At 61.2% G+C, this 14,988-nt stretch carries 16 protein-coding genes; 6 read left to right on the forward strand and 10 right to left on the reverse strand.

Annotated features, from left to right (window positions below):
* Positions 1-155 precede the first annotated feature (155 nt).
* On the forward strand, positions 156-1,640 hold the full coding sequence (locus tag QQL64_RS06520; RefSeq protein WP_284397267.1) for an amino acid permease: 1,485 nt from the start codon (positions 156-158) through the stop codon (positions 1,638-1,640).
* 76 nt (positions 1,641-1,716) lie between these two features.
* A complete protein-coding gene (locus QQL64_RS06525) occupies positions 1,717-3,174 on the forward strand; it encodes an amino acid permease (RefSeq protein ID WP_284397270.1) in 1,458 nt (485 codons plus the stop codon).
* A gap of 495 nt (positions 3,175-3,669) precedes the next feature.
* On the opposite strand, the gene QQL64_RS06530 is transcribed toward QQL64_RS06525, so the two are convergent.
* Positions 3,670-4,002, reverse strand: a complete 333-nt coding sequence (locus QQL64_RS06530; RefSeq protein ID WP_284397274.1) for a high-potential iron-sulfur protein — start codon at positions 4,000-4,002, stop codon at positions 3,670-3,672.
* A 156-nt stretch (positions 4,003-4,158) separates the two neighbouring features.
* Here QQL64_RS06530 and QQL64_RS06535 point away from each other — a divergent pair, with 156 nt between their 5' ends.
* From QQL64_RS06535 to QQL64_RS06550, 4 genes are all read left to right on the forward strand, one after another.
* On the forward strand, positions 4,159-4,806 hold the full coding sequence (locus QQL64_RS06535; RefSeq protein ID WP_284397276.1) for a methylthioribulose 1-phosphate dehydratase: 648 nt from the start codon (positions 4,159-4,161) through the stop codon (positions 4,804-4,806).
* Complete coding sequence (locus tag QQL64_RS06540; protein WP_284397279.1) at positions 4,803-5,363, forward strand: 1,2-dihydroxy-3-keto-5-methylthiopentene dioxygenase; 561 nt, start codon at positions 4,803-4,805, stop codon at positions 5,361-5,363. The genes QQL64_RS06535 and QQL64_RS06540 overlap by 4 nt, the downstream gene beginning before the upstream one ends.
* 389 nt (positions 5,364-5,752) lie before the next feature.
* Positions 5,753-6,439 carry an acireductone synthase gene (mtnC, locus tag QQL64_RS06545; protein ID WP_284397282.1) on the forward strand — a complete coding sequence of 229 codons (687 nt, stop codon included), beginning with the start codon at positions 5,753-5,755 and terminating at the stop codon, positions 6,437-6,439.
* Between the two features lie 8 nt (positions 6,440-6,447).
* Positions 6,448-7,476, forward strand: coding sequence for a C13 family peptidase (locus QQL64_RS06550; protein ID WP_284397284.1), 1,029 nt, complete (start codon positions 6,448-6,450; stop codon positions 7,474-7,476).
* 44 nt (positions 7,477-7,520) lie between these two features.
* Here the strand turns inward: QQL64_RS06550 and hisIE are convergent, their stop codons facing one another.
* From hisIE to QQL64_RS06595, 9 genes are read right to left on the reverse strand one after another with little or no spacing between them, the layout of a single operon-like run.
* Positions 7,521-8,138 carry a bifunctional phosphoribosyl-AMP cyclohydrolase/phosphoribosyl-ATP diphosphatase HisIE gene (gene hisIE / locus QQL64_RS06555; protein WP_284397287.1) on the reverse strand — a complete coding sequence of 206 codons (618 nt, stop codon included), beginning with the start codon at positions 8,136-8,138 and terminating at the stop codon, positions 7,521-7,523.
* Positions 8,131-8,922: an imidazole glycerol phosphate synthase subunit HisF gene (gene hisF, locus QQL64_RS06560; RefSeq protein WP_284397290.1), complete on the reverse strand. Its 792-nt coding sequence runs from the start codon at positions 8,920-8,922 to the stop codon at positions 8,131-8,133. The genes hisIE and hisF overlap by 8 nt, the downstream gene beginning before the upstream one ends.
* Positions 8,916-9,644, reverse strand: a complete 729-nt coding sequence (gene hisA / locus QQL64_RS06565; protein WP_284397294.1) for a 1-(5-phosphoribosyl)-5-[(5-phosphoribosylamino)methylideneamino]imidazole-4-carboxamide isomerase — start codon at positions 9,642-9,644, stop codon at positions 8,916-8,918. The genes hisF and hisA overlap by 7 nt, the downstream gene beginning before the upstream one ends.
* On the reverse strand, positions 9,641-10,231 hold the full coding sequence (hisH, locus tag QQL64_RS06570; protein WP_284397296.1) for an imidazole glycerol phosphate synthase subunit HisH: 591 nt from the start codon (positions 10,229-10,231) through the stop codon (positions 9,641-9,643). Before hisH ends, hisA begins: the two co-directional genes overlap by 4 nt.
* On the reverse strand, positions 10,231-11,295 hold the full coding sequence (gene hisB / locus QQL64_RS06575) for a bifunctional histidinol-phosphatase/imidazoleglycerol-phosphate dehydratase HisB (protein ID WP_284397298.1): 1,065 nt from the start codon (positions 11,293-11,295) through the stop codon (positions 10,231-10,233). Before hisB ends, hisH begins: the two co-directional genes overlap by 1 nt.
* A complete protein-coding gene (gene hisC / locus QQL64_RS06580; protein WP_284397300.1) occupies positions 11,292-12,353 on the reverse strand; it encodes a histidinol-phosphate transaminase in 1,062 nt (353 codons plus the stop codon). Before hisC ends, hisB begins: the two co-directional genes overlap by 4 nt.
* On the reverse strand, positions 12,350-13,657 hold the full coding sequence (gene hisD / locus QQL64_RS06585; RefSeq protein ID WP_284397303.1) for a histidinol dehydrogenase: 1,308 nt from the start codon (positions 13,655-13,657) through the stop codon (positions 12,350-12,352). Before hisD ends, hisC begins: the two co-directional genes overlap by 4 nt.
* Positions 13,658-13,670: 13 nt before the next feature.
* Complete coding sequence (hisG, locus tag QQL64_RS06590; RefSeq protein ID WP_284397305.1) at positions 13,671-14,570, reverse strand: ATP phosphoribosyltransferase; 900 nt, start codon at positions 14,568-14,570, stop codon at positions 13,671-13,673.
* A complete protein-coding gene (locus tag QQL64_RS06595; RefSeq protein WP_284397309.1) occupies positions 14,567-14,902 on the reverse strand; it encodes a YerC/YecD family TrpR-related protein in 336 nt (111 codons plus the stop codon). Before QQL64_RS06595 ends, hisG begins: the two co-directional genes overlap by 4 nt.
* Between the last annotated feature and the right edge of the window lie 86 nt (positions 14,903-14,988).

Below are 14,988 nucleotides of genomic sequence, written 5' to 3' on the forward strand. Positions count from 1 at the left end.
CCCAACCACACATCCCGCCTCGAATCTAGCCGCAATGCAACTTGTACGCTCAGCCTCCGCTAGGCTATGGTTGGGTGTCACCTCGGATCGATGCGCCATCGCTTGCCGCGACACTTGATGGGCGTGATGTTCGTTCACTCCAGGAGCCCATCTACATGCTTTTCAAGCGCGTCAAGCCACTCGATCAGATCATTGCAACGGCCGAGAAGAAGAGTCTCGTCCGACAACTTGGACCATTCCAGCTCACGATGCTGGGCATTGGCGCCATCATCGGCACCGGCATCTTCGTACTTACGGCGGAAGCCGGACAGAAAGCCGGTCCCGGCATGATGATCGCGTTCGTGATCGCCGCGGTGGTCTGCGCGTTCGCCGCGTTGGCCTATGCGGAACTGGCCTCGATGGTGCCGGTAGCCGGCTCGGCATATACGTATACCTACGGCGTGCTCGGCGAGGGCACTGCGTGGATAGTGGGCTGGGCGCTGGTGCTGGAATACACCATCGCCGCGAGCACGGTTTGCGTGGGCTGGTCCGGTTACGTCAACGGCCTCCTCTCGCACGCAGGATTCGGCTTGCCGCATTTCCTGCAGGCGGGCCCGATGGACGGCGGTAGTTTCAACCTGCTTGCCTGCCTGATCGGCCTGGCTGTCACTGGCCTGCTGGTGATCGGCACCTCGAAGTCGGCTAAGGTCAACACCGCATTGGTGCTGATCAAGATCGCCGCCCTCACCGCCTTCATCTTCATCGCGCTGCCGGCGGTGAAGGACCAGAACTTCACGCCTTTCGTACCGAACGGCTGGGGCAGCCCGATGGGCGGCATCGGCGTACTGGGTGCGGCGGCTTCCATCGTGTTCGCCTACATCGGCTTCGACGCCATCTCCACGGCGGCCGAGGAAACGAAGAACCCGAACCGCAACATCCCGATCGCCCTGATCGCCTCGCTGAGCGTATGCACCATCTACTACCTGCTGGTGAGCTACGCCGCCGTGGGTTCGGTAGGTGCGCAGCCCATGCTGGACGCGAACGGCCTGGCGCTCGAGCCGGGCACGCCGGCGTTCGCCGCAGCCTGTAATGGTTCACAAGCACTGGTATGCAGCAAGGAGGCGCTCTCCCATGTAGTGCGTCTGCTCAACCACAATACCGTTGCCGCCGGCATCGCCTTTGCCGCCGGCATCGCATTGCCATCGGTGATCCTGACGATGACTTACGGTCAGACCCGCATCTTCTTCACCATGTCGCGCGACGGCTTGCTGCCGACCTCGCTGGCCAAGATCCATCCGCGCTTCCACACGCCGCACGTGATCACGCTGATCACTGGCACCTTCGTGTCGCTGTTCGGCGCGCTGTTCCCGGTAGGCATCCTCGCCGACATCACCAACTCGGGCACGCTGTTCGCATTCATCATGGTCGCCATAGGCGTCCTGATCCTCCGCCGCACACAGCCCGACCGTCCGCGTCCGTTCCGCACCCCGATGCCGTGGGTGATCTGTCCGCTGGCGGTGATCGGCTGCCTGCTGCTGTTCCTCAACCTGTCGAAGGAAGCGAAAGTCACATTCTTCGTGTGGGCCGTGATCGGCCTGGTTGTCTATTACCTCTACGGTTATCGCAAGAGCCATCTCGCCAATGGCACCGAACCCGCCTGAGGCCATGCGCCGCATCGTTGAGTAATTCTATCCGGCACGGTGTTTTCACCGTGCCGGCTTTCTTTCCGAGAACCTTATGCTCAAGCAGTTGTTCGCCCGTAAGACCGATTTTTCCGACGATGCCGATAGCTCTCATGGCCCGAGCCTGCGGCGCACATTGGGCCCCTGGGGCATCACGGCGCTGGGTATCGGCGCGGTTATCGGTAGCGGCATTTTCGTAGTAACAGGTCAGGCCGCGGCGGATCACGCAGGGCCGGCCGTATTGATCTCTTTCATCCTGGCGGCCATTTGCAGCGGATTCACTGCGCTGTGCTATTCGGAATTCGCCACGCTGATTCCCATTTCCGGCAGCTCGTATTCGTATGCCTACGCCACTCTCGGTGAAGTGACTGCCTGGTTCATCGGCTGGAACATGGTGCTGGAATACGGCATCTCGGCTTCCGCCGTCGCCACAAGCTGGACCGGTTATTTCACCAGCCTGCTCGACAACGTCGGCATACACCTTCCGCAGACACTGACCGATGCACCCTTCGCATACACCAACGGCGCACTAGTAACGACTGGGCACCTGATCAACCTGCCTGCTGTTGCAATCGTGCTAGCGCTGACCTGGCTGTGTTATATCGGCATCCGCGAATCGGCCGGCATCAATCTGCTGATGGTGCTGCTGAAGGTGGGTCTGATCGTGCTGGTGGTGATCGCCGGTTACCGCTATGTGAATCCGGCCAACTGGCATCCGTTCATTCCGGCTGCGCAAGGGCATCACAAATACGGCTGGGATGGCATCTTCCGCGGCGCTGGGATGGTGTTCTTCGCCTACATTGGCTTCGAGGCGACATCGACTGCTGCGCAGGAGTGCAAGAACCCACAGCGCGACCTGCCGTTCGGTACGCTGGTGTCGCTGGTGATCTGTACCGTGCTTTATCTGGCCATGGCCGCTGTGCTGACCGGCCTGATCCCCTACAACTTGCTGGGGACCGACGAGCCAGTTGTCACGGCCATTCGTGTCCACCCCGAACTCAACTGGCTACGTCCGTTGGTTGAAGTGGGCGCACTGATTGGGCTCTCGTCGGTGATTCTGGTGATGATCATCGCGCAGCCGCGCATTTTCATGATCATGTCGCGCGATGGTCTGCTGCCGCAGGTGTTCAACCGCATTCACCCGCGTCATCGCACACCGCATATCAACACCGTCATCACCGGCCTCGGTATCGCTGTGCTGGCCGCGGTGTTTCCGCTGGATCTGCTGACAAACCTGACCTCGATGGGCACGTTGATCGCCTTCGTCGCCGTGTGCGCTGGCGTGTTGATCCTGCGCTACACCTCGCCGGAATTGCCCCGTACGTTTCGCGTGCCTTGGGCCGGATTCACCTGCACGGCTGGCGTACTCAGCTGCCTGGCCCTGTTATGCACCATGGATTGGTTCAACTGGGCCCTGATGATCGTCTGGACGTTGATCGGCTTTGCGATTTATTTCGCCTATGGAGTTCGGCATAGTCGCCTGCGTCTTGCCAATAACTCAGCCAGGGGCTGATTTTCGGCGATCTTCGCCGAAATCGAGGCAATGGCGTCGATTTGCTGGCAACCTGTTGCGAACGGTCTTTTAATTACCTGAAAGTGTCACTTTTGAAATTTGACGTAACCTATTGATTTAAATATTAAAATAATTGAACGACCATAAATTTCCCGTCGCGGTTCGCCCCACTCCAGCCAACCGGAGTATCATCATCAGCCCGTGGGTTGATCACTTGGCAGTGGGCCCCGGATCGCGACCCGGCGCGTCAGGCGAGTCAGCTCCTCAGCCTGACGCGTCCGGGTAGCACCTCTCAGCAACACCCCTTCGTTTTCATCAAACGCCTGTCTTATGCAGGCGTTTTTTTATGCTCATTTCTCCACACGGAAAGGACACAAGGGCGTGCCTCGATTTGAGGAGCGAGGAATACCAGGTCGATTCATAGACTCTTCCCGCGTGAGCTACAAAAAAGGCCGGCACAAGGCCGGCCTACGTTGAGATGTGCGGACTAGCGCGTCAGGCTTTCTTGGTCGTGTGTGACACGCACCAACCTTTCGCGCTTACGGCTTTACCGGGGAACAACTGACACGGTCCGTAACCGGTCGGGCCGCCTGAATAGAACTGGCAATTGGCACACGAGTTACCTGCCGTGTGCTTGGGATCTTTGGTCGTGCTGGCGTCTTCGACGTAGCCCAGCGCCTTGGCCGTAGGATCGGATTCGGAAACATGCGGCAGATCGTCCGCTCGCGCGACGCGCGGCAATCCGCTAACCAGCGCCACTGCGACAGCGCCACCGGCGGCTAGCTTGAGGAAACGACGACGTGACTCGATATCTTCTTGCCCAGACATAACAATCCTCATCACGGTTTGTCCGCCGCAGGATCGCGGCGACTCCGTGGAACATCCTAACTCCGCAAAGCCCCTCGGGGGCCTTTCGCGAATAGCTCGCATTACGGTTTCTCGCCCCCATGCTATAGTCGCACATCGTTTGGACGTCCATTTGCCATGAGCCAAGTCTTGCCAGCCTCCATTTCCGCCGCGCTTTTCCACGAACGCGCCGACGCGATCGCCGCCGCCGCGCGTGAGCTTGCGCAACACGGCTGGACGCCGGCCACCAGCAGCAATTTCTCCATGCGCGTGGATGCCGATCACGCTGCCATCACCATTTCCGGGCGCGATAAGGGCAAGCTCGGCCGCGACGACATCATGCTGGTGGACATGGACGGCAAGGCTGTCGGTACGGATTCGCGCCCAAGCGCGGAGACGGAACTGCATACCCAGGTGTATCGACGCTGGCCCGAGATCAACACGGTCCTGCACACGCATTCGCGCACCCAGAGTGTCGCGTCGCGCCTGTTCGCGAAAGACGGTGTGGTGAAGTTGCAAGGATGGGAGCTGCAAAAAGCCATTCACGGTCACACCACGCACGAAAGCGTGTTGGATATTCCGGTGTTTCCCAACACTCAACACATGCCCGAACTGGTAGCACAGGTCGATGCCTGGATCGATGCCGGCAAACCTCTGCACGCTTATCTGATCAACGGTCACGGTATCTACACCTGGGGCCGCGACATGGCCGAAGCTCGGCGCCATCTGGAAGCGCTGGAGTTCCTGCTTGTCTGCGAACTCGATCTGAGGAGATTGAACGCATGAGTCGCCTGCGCATTTTCGATGCGGAACAACCGCAAAATCCCTCTTCGGTGCACACTGACCACGCCGCCATCGCGCGCGAGCTGGCCAAAGTGGGCGTACGCTTCGAACAATGGGAAGCGAGCCAGCCGATCGCTCCCGGCGCCAGCCAGGATCAGGTCATCGCCGCCTACCGCAGCGACATCGACCGTTTGATGCGCGAAGAAGGCTATCAGGCGGTCGACGTGATCAGCCTGACGCCCGACCACCCGGACCGCGCGACCCTGCGCAAGAAGTTTCTCAGCGAACATACGCACAGCGAGGACGAAGTCCGCTTCTTCGTCGCCGGCGCGGGGCAATTCACCCTGCACATTCAGGACAAGGTTTACGACGTATTGTGCGAACAGGGCGACCTGATCGGCGTGCCCGATGGCACCCGCCACTGGTTTGATATGAGCGAGGCACCCTACTTCGTGGCCATCCGGCTGTTCACCAACAAGGAAGGCTGGGTGGCCAACTTCACCAGTTCGGACATCGCCGAGCGGTTTCCGCGTATGCACCCCCTGGCGACCACCGCCTAGGGATGCTCTGATCAATTCTACGTAGGCGGCATGATGACCAGAAGGCCCGCAGGGTGTGTTGCGCGGCGCGGGGAAGACTGGCCGTCTTGCCAAGGCGCGCGGCGCAGCCTGCGGGCCTTCTGGTCATCACCCTTCGGGCCGGTACTGTCTGTCCGCATACCTTCGGCGCGTCGACTCGACAGACGGCCAGTCTGCCTTCGCCGTCGCCCCTGTGGTCTGCGAACAGACAGTACCGGTGACGCCTACGTAGAATTGATCAGAGCATCCCTAACCTGCCGAATCGAGAAGCACGTCAAGGCTTGGCGCCATGGAACCCTTTCAGGGACTTGATCGCTTGCGTGCGCCCTAGGGCAGGTTAAGCTTGGGGGCCTGCTCTCCCGATCGCCCCCATGACCGCCATCCGCGCCATCGTCACCGATATCGAAGGTACTACCAGCTCGATCAGCTTCGTCAAGGACGTGCTGTTTCCCTATGCGCGCAAGCGCCTGCCGGCCTACATCGAGACGCACGCCGATCACGCCGAGGTGCAGCACTGGCTGCATGAAGCGGCCAAGGAAGCCGGTATTGTCGAGGCGACCCGACAGGAAATCATCGAACTGTTGCTGCGCTGGATCGATGAAGACCGCAAATCCACAGCGTTGAAGGCGCTGCAGGGCATGATCTGGAAGGATGGCTACGAAGCTGGCGAATACCGCGCCCATATGTACCCCGAAGTAGCCGCACGCCTGCATGCCTGGCGCGGCGAAGGGCTGCATCTGTACGTGTACTCATCCGGTTCCGTGCCGGCACAGAAGCTGTTTTTCCGTTACAGCGAGGCTGGCGATCTGGCGCCCCTGTTCGCCGGCTACTTCGATACCGAGACCGGTCCCAAGCGGGAGTCGGACTCCTATCGGCGTATTGCCGACGCGATCGGCGAACGTCCAGAGCACATGCTGTTTCTCTCCGACATCGTGGAGGAGCTGGACGCCGCGGCTGCCGCCGGTTTACGGACAGGTTGGCTGCTACGGCCGCCGCAGGCTATTCCTGCCAAGCCCAAGCACCCGGCCTACGCCGATTTCAACGCCATCCAGCCTTGAACTTCCCTATGCGCACTGCATTGACCACCCTGCTCGCCTTCGCCGCCGGCGTACTGCTGATGATGTTGGTCACCGGACACAATCATCAGGCGGCCAGCGTCGCAACCAATGCAGCCGTGACCGATAGCACCGCACCCGCGCCCGCACCGGCCGCCAGCTCCGGCAGCGACGCGGACGATAGCGACAGCAACGACAATTGGCCGAGCCGTGGTCCGTCGCCGGAACAAGTCGTCTACGCACAGCCGACGCTGATGCACGAAGCCTTGTCGCGTCTGGGGCCGCGCATATCCGGCAAAACTAATCTCTACCTACTTGCCTTCGCCGGCGACGGCGGCGAAGACGTCTTCCGTAACGAGGCCGAATACGCCGCGCAACTTTTCACCCAACGCTTCGGCCCCACCGCGCACGCCTTAGTGTTGGAAAACAACCCAACCACTTTGCAGACGCACCCACTGGCGGACTGGAGCAATCTCGAGAATGCGCTGGATGGTCTGGCTGGCGTCATGAAGCCGGATCAGGACATCCTCGTGCTCTACGTCACCTCCCACGGCGACGAAGACCACAACCTGCTGGTCGACATGGACCCGCTGCCCCTCGATCAGATCGGTGCGCCCGACCTTGCCAGCATTCTCAAGAAGCACCCGTTCAAGTGGAAGGTGGTGGTGGTCAATGCCTGCTACTCCGGCGGCTTCATACCTGACCTGCACGGCCAGGGCACGCTGGTCATCACAGCGGCCCGCTCCGACCGCAGTTCCTTCGGCTGCGGCAGCGACTCCGATATCACCTACTTCGGCAAGGCCTGGCTGGTCGATGCCATGAACAAGACGGACGATTTCGTCGACGCCTTCCAGTATGCGAAGACCGACATCGACGGTTGGGAAAAGCACGACAAGCTCACGCCTTCCGAGCCGCAGATCAATATCGGCGAGGGGATCGTTCAGCAGCTTGCGCTGTGGCGTAAAGACATCAAGCCAGGAGCGGCTGTACCTTTTGCGCCGCCTGCAGCAGCGAGTAGCGCGCCGGCAACCGCACAATGATGCTCCCCCTCCCCTCCGGGGAGAAGGAGCAAACGCAAAGAACGTCACCCGTGCCGCTCGACCAGCACGCGCGCAACATCCGCCAATCCGAAACCGCGCGCCCGCAGCAGCACGGTGAGATGAAAAATCAGATCCGCTGCTTCGCCCAATAGCTCATCGTCACCCTGCGCCACCGCGGCGAGCGCCGTCTCCACGCCCTCTTCGCCAACTTTCTGCGCAATCCGCCGTGTGCCGCCGCTAAACAATTGGGTGGTGTAACTGCCTTCGGGCAGCTCGGCCTTTCTGCTCGCCACCAAAGCATCCAGCTCGGCCAGAAAGCCGAGCGGCGGTCGTACTGCATCGCCAAAGCAGCTGCTGGTTCCGAGATGACAGGTCGGACCATGAGGATCAGCCTGCACCAATAGGGTATCGGCATCGCAATCCACGCGAATCGACTTTAGCTGCAACACGTGACCTGAGCTTTCGCCCTTCGTCCATAGACGCTGCTTGCTGCGGCTATAGAAGGTCACCTTGCCGCTCGTCTGCGTCTGCGCAAGCGCTTCGGCATTCATGTAGCCGAGCATCAGCACTTGGCCGCTCAGCCAATGCTGCACGATCGCAGGCAACAGTCCGTCCGATTTACCCCAATCGAGCCGGCTGAAATCGTTCGTTGTGTCATTCATGGCCGGAAGCCTCCTGCAGACGAACCACCACATCTTGTTGCTGCAGATAATGTTTGAGGTCGGGTATGGCGATGGCGCCGCTGTGAAAAACGCTAGCCGCCAGCGCGCCATCGACGCGAGCCTGCACGAACGCATCGCGGAAATGCTCCATCGTGCCAGCGCCACCGGAAGCGATCAAAGGCACGCTGCAGACTGAACGTGCTACCGAAAGCTGGGCTAGATCGTAGCCCTTGCGTACACCGTCGCTGTCCATGCAGTTGAGCACGATCTCGCCCGCACCGCGCCGCTGTACCTCGATCATCCAGTCGAACGTGCGGCGCGACAGCGAACGCGTTTTGGATGGATCGCCGGTGTACTGGCGCACCCGCCATTCGTCGTCGTCGTCGCGCATCGAATCGATGCCTACCACCACGCATTGCACGCCGAAGGCGGCGGCCAGTTCGTCGATCAGCTCGGGGCGTTCCAGCGCGGGCGAGTTCACCGAAATCTTGTCGGCACCGGCATGCAAGACGGCGCGCGCCTCGTCCACCGAGCGAATGCCGCCCGCCACGCAGAACGGAATATCGATAACGCGCGCAACCCGCTCGACCCAGCTGCGATCCACGCTGCGACCTTCCGGGCTCGCGGTGATGTCGTAGAACACCAGTTCATCGGCGCCTTCGTCGCGGTAGCGCAGGGCCAGATCGACAATCTCGCCCATCACGATGTGATCGCGAAAGCGCACGCCCTTGACCACTTTGCCTTCGCGCACGTCCAGGCAGGGGATGATGCGGCGGCTCAGCATCGCAACGCGTCCTGCAATGTAAAGCGCCCTTCCAGCAAGGCACGACCAAGGATTACCCCCTGCGCACCTGCTTCGCGCGCCGCACGGATATCGTCGAGCGAACGCACGCCGCCGGACGCCTGTACTGCAAGCTGTGGCACGGTTTGCGCCAAATGCCGATACAAGTCGAGGTTGAAGCCCGCCAGCATGCCGTCGCGCTCGATATCCGTGCACAGCAAATGACGCGCCCCTTGCTCGGCGTACCACGGCGCGAGTTCGTCCAATGTGCGTGCTTCGTCTTCGGTCCAACCCGCACTGGGCAGGCTCCAGCGACCGTCACGACGACGTGTGTCCAGAGCGATGGTGAATCGCTCAGCGCCGTGCTCCTTCAGCCAACCGGCCACGCGCTCGGGATTGCGGATGGCGGCGCTACCCACCACCACGCGCGTCACACCCACGTCGAACAGCCGCCGAACATCATCTTCGGTACGCACGCCTCCGCCTGCCTGAACATGCATATCGACTTTCGCGAGCGCTTCGATAACGGAGAGGTTGGCCATATCGCCGGCGCGCGCGCCGTCCAAGTCCACCACGTGTAGCCAACGCGCACCGGTATCAGCGTAACGTTTGGCGAGCACGCGGGGATCGGTCTCGTAACGGGTTTCTTGCGCGTAATCGCCTTGCTTCAGGCGAACCACCTGGCCGCCGCGCAGATCGATCGCGGGTATCACTTCCATAGTCATAGCTCGAGAAAGTTCTTCAGTAGCTTGGCACCGACGCTGGCCGAACGCTCCGGATGAAACTGCATGCCATGAAAGTTAGCGCTGGCAATGACCGCCGAGAATCCGCCGCCGTAATCGGTGCTAGCGAGCGTGTAGGCACCCACGGGTACGGCGTAACTGTGGACAAAGTACGCCCAGTCGCCCTGCTCCAGATGCTTGAGCAACGGATGCGTCGTCACCGGCGACAGACGATTCCACCCCATATGCGGGACGCACAGCCCAGGCGCTTCCTCGAAACGGTTGACGCTCGCGGGAATGAGCCCGAGGCAATCGGTGTCGCCTTCAGCCGAATGTGCGCAAAGCAATTGCATCCCCAGACAAACACCGAGTACGGGTTGCGTTAGCGAGCGGATGACATCGACCAATCCCAATTCACGTAGCCTCGCCATGCCGGGGCCGGCGGCGCCGACGCCTGGCAAGATGACCTTGTCCGCCGCGCGGATCTGCGCCGCATCTGACGTGAGGGCTGCGTCGACACCGAGCCGCTGCAGCGCGTAGCGCACCGATCCGATATTGGTGCCGCCGGCATCGACAAGCACCACGCTCATTACAGCGCCCCTTTTGTGCTCGGCAATTCATCGCCTTCGCGACGAATCGCCTGACGCAGCACGCGAGCCGTCACTTTGAAGCAAGCCTCGACCATGTGATGCGCATTTTCGCCCTTCACCGACAGATGCAGGTTGGCGCCTAGCGTGTCGCACAGCGAGCGGAAAAAGTGCGGCACCAGTTCGGTGGGTATATCGCCCACGCGTTCACGTGGAAACTGTCCTTCGAAAACAAAGTACGGTCGACCGGACAGATCCAACGCTGCACTGGCCTGCGATTCGTCCATCGGCAAGGTGAAGCCGTAGCGGCTGATGCCGCGCTTGTCGCCCAGCGCCTGGCGCAATGCTTGGCCCAATGCGAGCGCGCAGTCTTCGATGGTGTGGTGTTCGTCGACCTTGGTGTCGCCCTCGCATTCGATCTGCAAGGCGAAGCCGCCATGTTTACCGATCTGCTCCAGCATGTGATCGAAAAATCCAAGCCCCGTATGCGCCACGGGATCGGCGACACGATCGAGATCCACACGAACCTTGATGCGTGTTTCCTTGGTATTGCGTACTGCTTCGGCAATGCGCGGCCGATCGAGCAACTGATGCACGACCTCTTCCCAGCCAACACCCTTTGGTCCGACGCAAAACCCGCGCACACCCATATTTGCCGCAAATTGAAGGTCTGTTTCGCGGTCGCCGACCATCGCTGATTCGGCGCGCGTCCATCCGTCGTCGGCAAGATAGTGGCGCATCATGCCGATGCCTGGCTTACGCGTCTCCAATCCTTCGTGCTGAAAGCTGCGATCGATCAACACTTCGCTAAAACGCACGCCCTGCGAGGCGAAAATGCGCATCAGCAAATGGTGTGGCCCGTCGAAGTGCGCTTGCGGAAAACTCTCCGTGCCCAGGCCATCCTGATTGGTAACCATCACCAACTCGTAACCAGCGGCCACGATACGCTGTAACGAGGCGATAACACCTGGCAGCAGCGACAGCTTTTCGTAGCTATCGATCTGCTGGTCAGCAGGTTCATCGATCAGGCAACCGTCGCGGTCGACGAAAAGAATTTTTCGGCTCATGTACTTTCCTTATTCAGCACGGTGAGCACCCGCGCATTTTCTTCCGGTGTCCCAATGGTGATGCGCAAGGCATCCTGCAATGTCGGATAACGACGGATGTCGCGCACCACAATACCGGCTTGCAGCAGGCGCAGGTAAACAGTGCCGGCGTCGTCGAAACGCACGGCAAGGAAGTTAGCATCCGATGGCAGCACTTCACGCACGCACGGTAGTCTGGCGAGCGCTTTGCGCATGATGGTGCGCTGTTCGCGCACGATGGCCATGTTTTCACGTGCCATGGCCTGACCGGATGGTGATAGCTCCGCCAATGCCGCTGCCACGCAAGGCATTGGCAGCGGATACGGCGGCATGATCCGACGGATGAGTGCGATCACTTCCGGACCAGCCAGCAAGCTGCCTATGCGCGCGCCGGCAAGCGCCCAGGCCTTGGACAAGGTGCGCAACACCGCCAGGTTTTCGTAGCGCTCGATAAGGTCGACCACGCTGCGCTGATCGGAGAATTCCACATACGCTTCATCCACCACCACCAGTGCTTTACCGGCAAGCGCCTTCGCCAAGAGCTCAATATCGGCGCGTGGGATCGACTTGCCGCTCGGATTGTTCGGCGTACAGAGAAATACCAGCTTTACCGCCGGCGTTACCGCGGCGAGCAAAGCGTGCACATCGAGGCAGAAATCCGCCGCCAACGCGACCTCGATCACCGCTGCATTCTGGATGCGCGCGCTCACCGCATACATGCCGAAAGTTGGCGGCTGAATCAGGACGGCGTCCTCACCCGCGCGGCAGAACGCACGCACCAGCAAGTCGATCGCTTCGTCGCTACCGCGCCCCACAAACAATTGCTCTCGGCGCACGCCATAAAGTGCTGCCAGCGACTGCAGCAAAGCGTCGGGCTGCGGATCGGGATAGCGATTGCAGCCCAGACCCGCATCGCCCGTCGGCTCCCATGCCGACTCGTTGGCGTTGAGCATGATCTGGCCGCCGCCGGCCTCCATGCGTGCGGACGAATAAGGCTGCAGCGTGCGGATTTCCGGTCGAGCGAGATCGAGCACGCTCATAGACGTACTCCCAGTGCCGCCAGACGTAGCGTGACCGCGCGGCGGTGCGCCTCCAGCTGCTCCGCCGCTGCTAGCGTGGCCGTGCATGGGCCGATCGCGCGCAGTCCGTTAGGATCCAGTTCCTGTACCGTAATCTGTTTCTGATAGCTGGCGACCGAGATGCCGCTGTAACTGCGCGCATAGCCATAGGTCGGCAAGACGTGATTGCTGCCGCTGCAGTAGTCACCCACGGATTCGGGTGTCCACGCACCGACAAATACCGAACCTGCGCTTTCGACGCCATCGACGAGATCGCGCGCCGCACTGACTTGCAGGATCAGGTGCTCAGGTGCGTAAAGATTGCTGACTTCCAGCGCCTGGGCCAACGAGTCGACCTCGATCAAACGGCTCTGCGCGAGCGCCTGTTCCGCGATGGCGCCGCGCGGCAAGGCCGCGCATTGACACGCTACCTCGGCAGCGGCCTTGTCCAGCAGGCTCGCCGATGGACTCACCAATATCACCTGCGAATCCGGGCCATGCTCAGCTTGCGACAGCAAATCGGCAGCTACAAAGACAGGATTGGCCGCAGCATCGGCAATGACCAGCACCTCGGAGGGGCCGGCCGGCATATCGATGGCGGCACCCTGGGGATCGGCCGACACCTGCAGCTTGGCTTCGGTAACCCAGGCATTGCCGGGCCCGAACAGCTTGTCGCAACGAGGCACGCTTTCAGTCCCATACGCCATCGCGGCGATCGCTTGCGCGCCACCGACTTTGTAGACGCGATGCACGCCCACTTCGCGCGCGGCAAACAGTACGGCTTCGTCGCAGGTACCGTCCGCACGAGCCGGCGAACACAAGACGACTTCGCGGCAACCGGCAATTCGCGCAGGCACACCCAGCATCAAGGCCGTTGACGGCAACGGGGCGCTGCCGGCGGGTACATAAAGACCTACGCGATTGATGGGGCGCAATATGCGCTCCACGTTCACGCCGGTTGCCGTATTCACGGACACGGGTTGCGGCGCCGCTGCGCGATGAAACGTTTCGATGCGTGCGGCAGCCTCGCGAATGGCCGCCTTGAGTTCCGGAGCCAGCTTCGCGTCAGCGGCCGTAAACTCCGCATCACTGACTTCGATGGCCTGCAGCGTGCAACGATCGTATCGCTTGGACAATTCGCGCAGTGCCGCGTCTCCGTTGTTACGCACAGCGGCAATGATTTGTTCGACGCCTCGGCGCAGTTCGTCTGCGCGCGATTGGGCTGGCCGTGCCAGAGCCGTGCGGCGCGCGGCTTCGTCCAACGTGTTCCAAATAATCCGTTTCATACCCGCCAACTCATCATGCAAGCATTTTTTCGACCGGCAGCACGAACATCTCGCGTGCGCCGGCTTTCTTGATTTCTTCCAGCTGCCGCCAGCTCACTTCGCCGGCGCACAGCGCTTGCAACATCAGCTGGTCGGGCTGACCCGCCACCGGCAGCAAGGTAGGCTGCGGACCGCCGGGCAGCAGTCGCGTGACCGCATCGAGCGAGGTACGCGAGGTTTGCAGCAATAACAGACGCGATTCGCGCACCTGGATCACACCGTCCAAGCGCTTGAGCAGCAGCTCGATCATGTCGCCGCGTTCATCGGAAGGCAGCGCCTCGGGGCCCGCCAAAACCGCTTCGCTCTGCAGCAGCACATCGGTTTCGCGTAGCTGGTTGGCGACCAGCGTGCCGCCACTTTGCACCAGATCGCAGATGGCATCGGCCGTGCCCAGTTTCGGCGCAATTTCCACCGAGCCGGCCAGTGTAATCACCGTGGCATCCACGCCTTGCGTACGCAGCCATTCGCCGAGCAGCCCCGGATACGAGGTGGCGATGCGCCGACCGTGCAAATCCTGTGGCGCGTTGTAATCCATCTCCTGAGGTACGGCGATAGACAGGCGACAACGGCCGAAGCCCAGCTTGCGCCATTCCGTCAATGCAGCGTTGCCGTTGCTTTCACCCGCCGTGCCGCGGAATTCGCTCAACACGTTCCGGCCGACGATGCCCAGATCGCACACGCCCTGCGCGATAAGCCCAGGAATATCGTCATCGCGCACTAGCAGAAGATCGACCGGCTCACCCTCTCCGAAGCAGAACAGTTTGTCGCGGCTCTGGCGAAACGTCAGGCCACAGCGGTTAAGCAGGTCCAGTGCCGGCTCGGTAAGCCGCCCGGACTTCTGCATCGCGATACGCAAACGATCTCTCGGCTTCATGCCCGTGCCCTTTTTGCAGCCGGACGGCTGCGCGAGGCACGTGCGGCAGCGGCCATATAGCCGCCATTGCCCTGGTTCAGATAGCGCGCCACGCGACCAATGGTGGTGATGCTGACCGCGGTGCGCTCGTGGATTTCGCGATAGGACACGCCGTCGAGCAGATACGGCACCACGCGCCAGCGGTCTACCAGCACCTCCAGCTCGGCCGGAGTGCAGAGATCGTTGAGGAACGCGTCCATCTCCTCTGCGTTTTTCAGGGAGAGCAAGGCGCGGCACAAGCTCAGCTTGGCGGACTCATCGGGAGTTTCTGGGTCGAGCGATCGGCGTTTCATAATGTACTAATGCGTTAATACAGTGGAACGGATCATACGCGACGGAGCGGGCCTCGGCAAGCCTGATGTCGCCTCGTACAATGTCT

This window comes from Dyella lipolytica, assembly GCF_030160075.1.
GTDB classification, from domain to species: Bacteria; Pseudomonadota; Gammaproteobacteria; order Xanthomonadales; family Rhodanobacteraceae; genus Dyella_B; species Dyella_B lipolytica.

Bases quoted from the DNA above. Each gene is read 5' to 3' on its own strand.
- QQL64_RS06520 (WP_284397267.1), top strand. From the start codon at position 156: ATGCTTTTCAAGCGCGTCAAGCCACTCGATCAGATCATTGCAACGGCC.
- QQL64_RS06525 (WP_284397270.1), top strand. From the start codon at position 1,717: ATGCTCAAGCAGTTGTTCGCCCGTAAGACCGATTTTTCCGACGATGCC.
- QQL64_RS06530 (WP_284397274.1), bottom strand. From the start codon at position 4,002: ATGTCTGGGCAAGAAGATATCGAGTCACGTCGTCGTTTCCTCAAGCTA.
- QQL64_RS06535 (WP_284397276.1), top strand. From the start codon at position 4,159: ATGAGCCAAGTCTTGCCAGCCTCCATTTCCGCCGCGCTTTTCCACGAA.
- QQL64_RS06540 (WP_284397279.1), top strand. From the start codon at position 4,803: ATGAGTCGCCTGCGCATTTTCGATGCGGAACAACCGCAAAATCCCTCT.
- mtnC (WP_284397282.1), top strand. From the start codon at position 5,753: ATGACCGCCATCCGCGCCATCGTCACCGATATCGAAGGTACTACCAGC.
- QQL64_RS06550 (WP_284397284.1), top strand. From the start codon at position 6,448: ATGCGCACTGCATTGACCACCCTGCTCGCCTTCGCCGCCGGCGTACTG.
- hisIE (WP_284397287.1), bottom strand. From the start codon at position 8,138: ATGAATGACACAACGAACGATTTCAGCCGGCTCGATTGGGGTAAATCG.
- hisF (WP_284397290.1), bottom strand. From the start codon at position 8,922: ATGCTGAGCCGCCGCATCATCCCCTGCCTGGACGTGCGCGAAGGCAAA.
- hisA (WP_284397294.1), bottom strand. From the start codon at position 9,644: ATGACTATGGAAGTGATACCCGCGATCGATCTGCGCGGCGGCCAGGTG.
- hisH (WP_284397296.1), bottom strand. From the start codon at position 10,231: ATGAGCGTGGTGCTTGTCGATGCCGGCGGCACCAATATCGGATCGGTG.
- hisB (WP_284397298.1), bottom strand. From the start codon at position 11,295: ATGAGCCGAAAAATTCTTTTCGTCGACCGCGACGGTTGCCTGATCGAT.
- hisC (WP_284397300.1), bottom strand. From the start codon at position 12,353: ATGAGCGTGCTCGATCTCGCTCGACCGGAAATCCGCACGCTGCAGCCT.
- hisD (WP_284397303.1), bottom strand. From the start codon at position 13,657: ATGAAACGGATTATTTGGAACACGTTGGACGAAGCCGCGCGCCGCACG.
- hisG (WP_284397305.1), bottom strand. From the start codon at position 14,570: ATGAAGCCGAGAGATCGTTTGCGTATCGCGATGCAGAAGTCCGGGCGG.
- QQL64_RS06595 (WP_284397309.1), bottom strand. From the start codon at position 14,902: ATGAAACGCCGATCGCTCGACCCAGAAACTCCCGATGAGTCCGCCAAG.